Source organism: Salmonella sp. 2020_1395, assembly GCF_043848115.1.
GTDB classification, from domain to species: Bacteria; Pseudomonadota; Gammaproteobacteria; order Enterobacterales; family Enterobacteriaceae; genus Salmonella; species Salmonella enterica.
Window position 1 is genome coordinate 1 of record NZ_JBCMFH010000032.1, and the last position, 4442, is coordinate 4442.

The window sequence follows — 4442 nt, forward strand, 5'->3', positions numbered from 1 at the left end:
GAAGTGAAACGCCGTAGCGCCGATGGTAGTGTGGGGTCTCCCCATGCGAGAGTAGGGAACTGCCAGGCATCAAATTAAGCAAAAGGCTCAGTCGAAAGACTGGGCCTTTTGTTTTATCTGTAGTCTGCCGGATGGCGGCTCCGCCTTATCCGGCCTACAGGGACGCGCCGATCCACCCTCAATATAACCACAAGCCTTCCCAACACAGATACGGTAAACTATTGCCGATTGAGTATCAGGAAAGCAGCCATGACCCACTCCCTAAAACCCTGGAATACCTTCGGCATTGATCATTGTGCAAAGCACATCGTATGCGCTGAAAACGAACAACAACTACTGAGCGCCTGGCAGCAAGCAACTCGTGAGGGACTGCCGGTTATGATCCTGGGTGAAGGAAGCAATGTCCTGTTTCTGGAAAATTACGCCGGCACCGTGATCCTTAACCGCCTGAAAGGCATTGAGGTCAATGAAACCGCGGACGCCTGGCACCTACACGTCGGCGCAGGCGAAAACTGGCATCAGCTGGTTCGCTACGCGCTGGATAACAACATGCCCGGCCTGGAGAATCTGGCGCTCATCCCTGGCTGCGTTGGTTCCTCGCCTATACAGAATATTGGCGCGTATGGCGTAGAACTACAGCGCGTCTGCGACTACGTTGACTGCGTTGAACTGGAAACGGGAAAACGTCTGCGTTTGTCCGCGGCGGAATGCCGTTTCGGCTATCGTGACAGCATCTTCAAAAATGAATATCAGGATCGCGTTGCGATCGTCGCGGTGGGTCTGCGTTTGTCAAAGCAATGGCAGCCGGTGTTGACCTATGGCGATCTTACTCGTCTGGACCCGAAAACGGTCACCGCGCAACAGGTGTTTGATGCTGTATGCCATATGCGCACCACAAAATTGCCGGATCCTAAAGTGAATGGCAATGCGGGCAGCTTTTTTAAAAATCCCGTTGTCGCAGCCGATATCGCTATGGAACTGTTAGAACGATTTCCCAACGCGCCGCATTACCCTCAGGCAGACGGCTCAGTAAAGCTGGCGGCAGGCTGGCTGATAGATCAATGTCAGTTGAAAGGCGTCACCATTGGCGGCGCTGCGGTGCATCGCCAACAGGCGCTGGTATTGATTAATGCGAATGATGCGACAAGTAAAGATGTGGTGGCGCTGGCGCATCATGTCCGGCAAAAAGTGGGTGAAAAATTTAATGTCTGGCTGGAGCCTGAGGTTCGCTTTATTGGTCGGTCCGGAGAGGTGAACGCTGTGGAGAGCATTGCATGAAAGATACTACCGTTCCCCTGACGCTGATCTCACTGCTTGCCGACGGAGAGTTTCACTCAGGCGAGCAGTTGGGTGAACGGCTGGGAATGAGCCGCGCGGCGATTAATAAACATATCCAGACATTACGCGACTGGGGAGTAGATGTATTTACCGTTCCCGGGAAAGGATATAGCTTACCGGAACCCATCCAGTTACTGGATGCTGACCGTATACATAGCCAACTGGATAGCGGAAACGTGGCGGTATTGCCCGTTATCGATTCAACCAATCAGTATTTACTTGATCGAATTGGCGAGCTGCGTTCAGGCGATGCCTGTGTAGCAGAATACCAACAGGCGGGGCGTGGTCGTCGCGGGCGTAAATGGTTCTCACCGTTTGGTGCGAATCTATATCTTTCAATGTACTGGCGTCTGGAGCAGGGGCCTGCGGCGGCAATAGGCTTGAGTCTGGTCATTGGAATTGTGATGGCGGAAGTGCTGCGTGAACTGGGCGCAGATAAAGTTCGTGTGAAGTGGCCTAACGACCTCTACCTGCTGGATCGCAAACTGGCGGGTATTCTGGTCGAATTAACCGGTAAAACGGGCGATGCCGCACAAATAGTGATTGGCGCTGGTATTAACATGGCAATGCGTCGCGTAGAAGAGGACGTGATAAATCAGGGATGGATCACACTACAAGAGGCCGGAATTACGCTCGACCGCAATATGCTGGCCGCAAAGCTGATTTATAAGTTACGTGCTGCGCTTGAGCTTTTTGAGCAAGAAGGTCTTTCTCCTTATCTTTCGCGCTGGAAAAAACTGGATAATTTTATTGATCGCCCGGTAAAACTAATTATTGGCGACAAAGAAATATTTGGTATTTCTCGCGGCATTGATACTCAGGGCGCATTATTGCTTGAACAGGATGGCGTGATTAAACCCTGGATGGGCGGAGAAATATCGCTGCGAAGCGCCGAATAGTAAAAAAAGGGAGTCGGTACTCCCCTTTTTTCTGTTATTTCCGCAATCTTACCTGTTCCACCGCATGGTTAGCGCTCTTGGTCATAATAAGGCTGGCACGTTCTCGCGTAGGTAAGATATTTTGCTTTAAATTCAACCAGTTAATTTCTTTCCAAAGCGAAGCTGCTGTATTAACAGCTTCTTCTTTAGATAATTTCGCATAATTGTGGAAATAAGAGTCAGGATCGGTAAACGCCCCTTCGCGGAATTTCAGGAAGCGATTGATATACCACGTCTGAAGAAGTTCTTCTGGCGCATCAACGTAAATAGAGAAATCAACGAAATCAGAGACAAATACATGGTGCGGATCGTGAGGATAATCCATACCGCTTTGTAAAACATTCAAACCTTCAAGAATCAATATATCAGGCTGAGCGACGGTTTTATCCCCTTCAGGAATAACATCGTAAATCAAATGAGAATAGACTGGCGCCGTCACGTTCGGTACGCCCGACTTGAGGTCAGAAACGAATTTCACCAGTCGGTGCATATCATACGATTCGGGGAACCCCTTTTTCTTCATTAACCCGCGTTCTTTCAACACCTGGTTTGGGTGGAGGAAGCCGTCTGTGGTAATCAATTCAACACGGCGGTGTTCCGGCCAGCGACTCAGCAACGCTTGCAGAACGCGTGCTGTCGTGCTTTTACCCACTGCGACGCTGCCCGCGATACTGATGATGTAAGGGATTCGCTGGCCGTTAGTGCCCAGAAACTGTTCCAGGACAGCCTGACGACGCAGATTTGAACTGATATAGAAATTTAGCAAACGGGAGAGAGGTAAATATATTTCTGCAACTTCTTCCAGCGATAAATCTTCATTAATGCCTTTTAACTGCGCGATCTCATCCTCGGTCAGGGTCATCGGCACAGAATCGCGAAGCGCAGCCCACTGGCTGCGATCAAACTGTAGGTAAGGCGTCATTAACGATTGCTCTTTTATACTCATAAGCATGTTTCTGGCTGCTATTGCTACATCAGTTCAGCGATGAACGAGGGCCATCCCTGACATGCAACGGCACGTCACATTTAAGTTAATTTGGACAATGGGCAGGAGGGTAACACCAGATGGGGAGGAATAATAAGAAAAAATCTCGCTGTGAAAGCTATCCCTGAGAAGCAATGTGACGAATATACCAGATACAGAAGATTGCTTTCTATCGACGGAACGTTGAAATGCCGCGTCGTATCCTGGTCTGACGGTCAGTAAAATGCCGAAAATTTATGCTCTCTTGTTTGAAATTAGAGCATTTTTGTCTCTTATAGCGCAAAATGTGAGCGATAGAACATTTTATGCAATTTTTTAGTTGCATGAGCACGCAGGTCTCCATAGAATGCGCGCTACTTGATGCCGACTTAGCTCAGTAGGTAGAGCAACTGACTTGTAATCAGTAGGTCACCAGTTCGATTCCGGTAGTCGGCACCATCAAGTCCGGTGGGGTTCCCGAGCGGCCAAAGGGAGCAGACTGTAAATCTGCCGTCACAGACTTCGAAGGTTCGAATCCTTCCCCCACCACCATTTTCGGCCGCGCGATGGCGCAGCCCGAGACGATAAGTTCGCTTACCGGCTCGAATAAAGAGAGTTTCTCTCGATATTCAGTGCAGAATGAAAATCAGGTAGCCGAGTTCCAGGATGCGGGCATCGTATAATGGCTATTACCTCAGCCTTCCAAGCTGATGATGCGGGTTCGATTCCCGCTGCCCGCTCCAAGATGTGCTGATATAGCTCAGTTGGTAGAGCGCACCCTTGGTAAGGGTGAGGTCGGCAGTTCGAATCTGCCTATCAGCACCACTTCTTTTCTCCTTCCTGTTTTTCTCTTCTGTTTATTAGCATTCAACAAGTCGGGCGTGTTGCCTGGTTGATGTGGTGATATCACCGATTTATCCGTGTCTTAGAGGGACAATCGATGTCTAAAGAAAAGTTTGAACGTACAAAACCGCACGTTAACGTCGGTACTATCGGCCACGTTGACCATGGTAAAACAACGCTGACCGCTGCCATTACTACCGTACTGGCTAAAACCTACGGCGGTGCCGCTCGCGCATTCGACCAGATCGATAACGCTCCGGAAGAAAAAGCGCGTGGTATCACCATCAACACTTCTCACGTTGAATACGATACCCCGACCCGCCACTACGCACACGTAGACTGCCCGGGGCACGCCGACT

The 4442-nt window shown here is 49.8% G+C and carries 5 protein-coding genes and 4 tRNA genes; 7 read left to right on the forward strand and 2 right to left on the reverse strand.

Translation table 11 applies throughout. From position 1 onward, the window contains the following. Positions 1 to 249: 249 nt before the first annotated feature. On the forward strand, positions 250 to 1278 hold the full coding sequence (gene murB, locus ACH0WD_RS24245) for a UDP-N-acetylmuramate dehydrogenase (RefSeq protein ID WP_000149799.1): 1029 nt from the start codon (positions 250 to 252) through the stop codon (positions 1276 to 1278). Beyond that, positions 1275 to 2237, forward strand: a complete 963-nt coding sequence (birA, locus tag ACH0WD_RS24250; RefSeq protein ID WP_000655746.1) for a bifunctional biotin--[acetyl-CoA-carboxylase] ligase/biotin operon repressor BirA — start codon at positions 1275 to 1277, stop codon at positions 2235 to 2237. The genes murB and birA overlap by 4 nt, the downstream gene beginning before the upstream one ends. 34 nt (positions 2238 to 2271) lie before the next feature. Here the strand turns inward: birA and coaA are convergent, their stop codons facing one another. Together coaA and ACH0WD_RS24260 are read right to left on the reverse strand one after the other, a co-directional pair. Continuing rightward, the gene (coaA, locus tag ACH0WD_RS24255; RefSeq protein WP_000023068.1) at positions 2272 to 3222 is read right to left on the reverse strand and encodes a type I pantothenate kinase; all 951 of its coding nucleotides are present in this window, start codon (positions 3220 to 3222) and stop codon (positions 2272 to 2274) included. 208 nt (positions 3223 to 3430) lie between these two features. After that, positions 3431 to 3604 (reverse strand): hypothetical protein, encoded by a 174-nt coding sequence (locus tag ACH0WD_RS24260; protein WP_031602421.1) that lies wholly within the window; start codon positions 3602 to 3604, stop codon positions 3431 to 3433. A gap of 19 nt (positions 3605 to 3623) precedes the next feature. Between ACH0WD_RS24260 and ACH0WD_RS24265 the strand changes: the two genes are divergently transcribed. The 5 genes from ACH0WD_RS24265 to ACH0WD_RS24285 form a co-directional block, all read left to right on the forward strand. Continuing rightward, a tRNA-Thr gene (locus tag ACH0WD_RS24265) sits at positions 3624 to 3699 on the forward strand. An 8-nt stretch (positions 3700 to 3707) separates the two neighbouring features. Further along, a tRNA-Tyr gene (locus ACH0WD_RS24270) sits at positions 3708 to 3792 on the forward strand. A gap of 116 nt (positions 3793 to 3908) precedes the next feature. Then, positions 3909 to 3983 (forward strand) — tRNA-Gly (locus ACH0WD_RS24275). A 6-nt stretch (positions 3984 to 3989) separates the two neighbouring features. Beyond that, positions 3990 to 4065: transfer RNA gene (locus tag ACH0WD_RS24280), tRNA-Thr, on the forward strand. 115 nt (positions 4066 to 4180) lie between these two features. Next, a partial coding sequence (locus tag ACH0WD_RS24285) for a GTP-binding protein (protein WP_000031674.1) occupies positions 4181 to 4442 on the forward strand: 262 nt, incomplete at its 3' end.

Excerpts from the sequence above, each read along its gene's own strand:
- murB (WP_000149799.1), top strand. The coding sequence starts at position 250 with ATGACCCACTCCCTAAAACCCTGGAATACCTTCGGCATTGATCATTGT.
- birA (WP_000655746.1), top strand. The coding sequence starts at position 1,275 with ATGAAAGATACTACCGTTCCCCTGACGCTGATCTCACTGCTTGCCGAC.
- ACH0WD_RS24260 (WP_031602421.1), bottom strand. The coding sequence starts at position 3,604 with ATGGAGACCTGCGTGCTCATGCAACTAAAAAATTGCATAAAATGTTCT.
- coaA (WP_000023068.1), bottom strand. The coding sequence starts at position 3,222 with ATGAGTATAAAAGAGCAATCGTTAATGACGCCTTACCTACAGTTTGAT.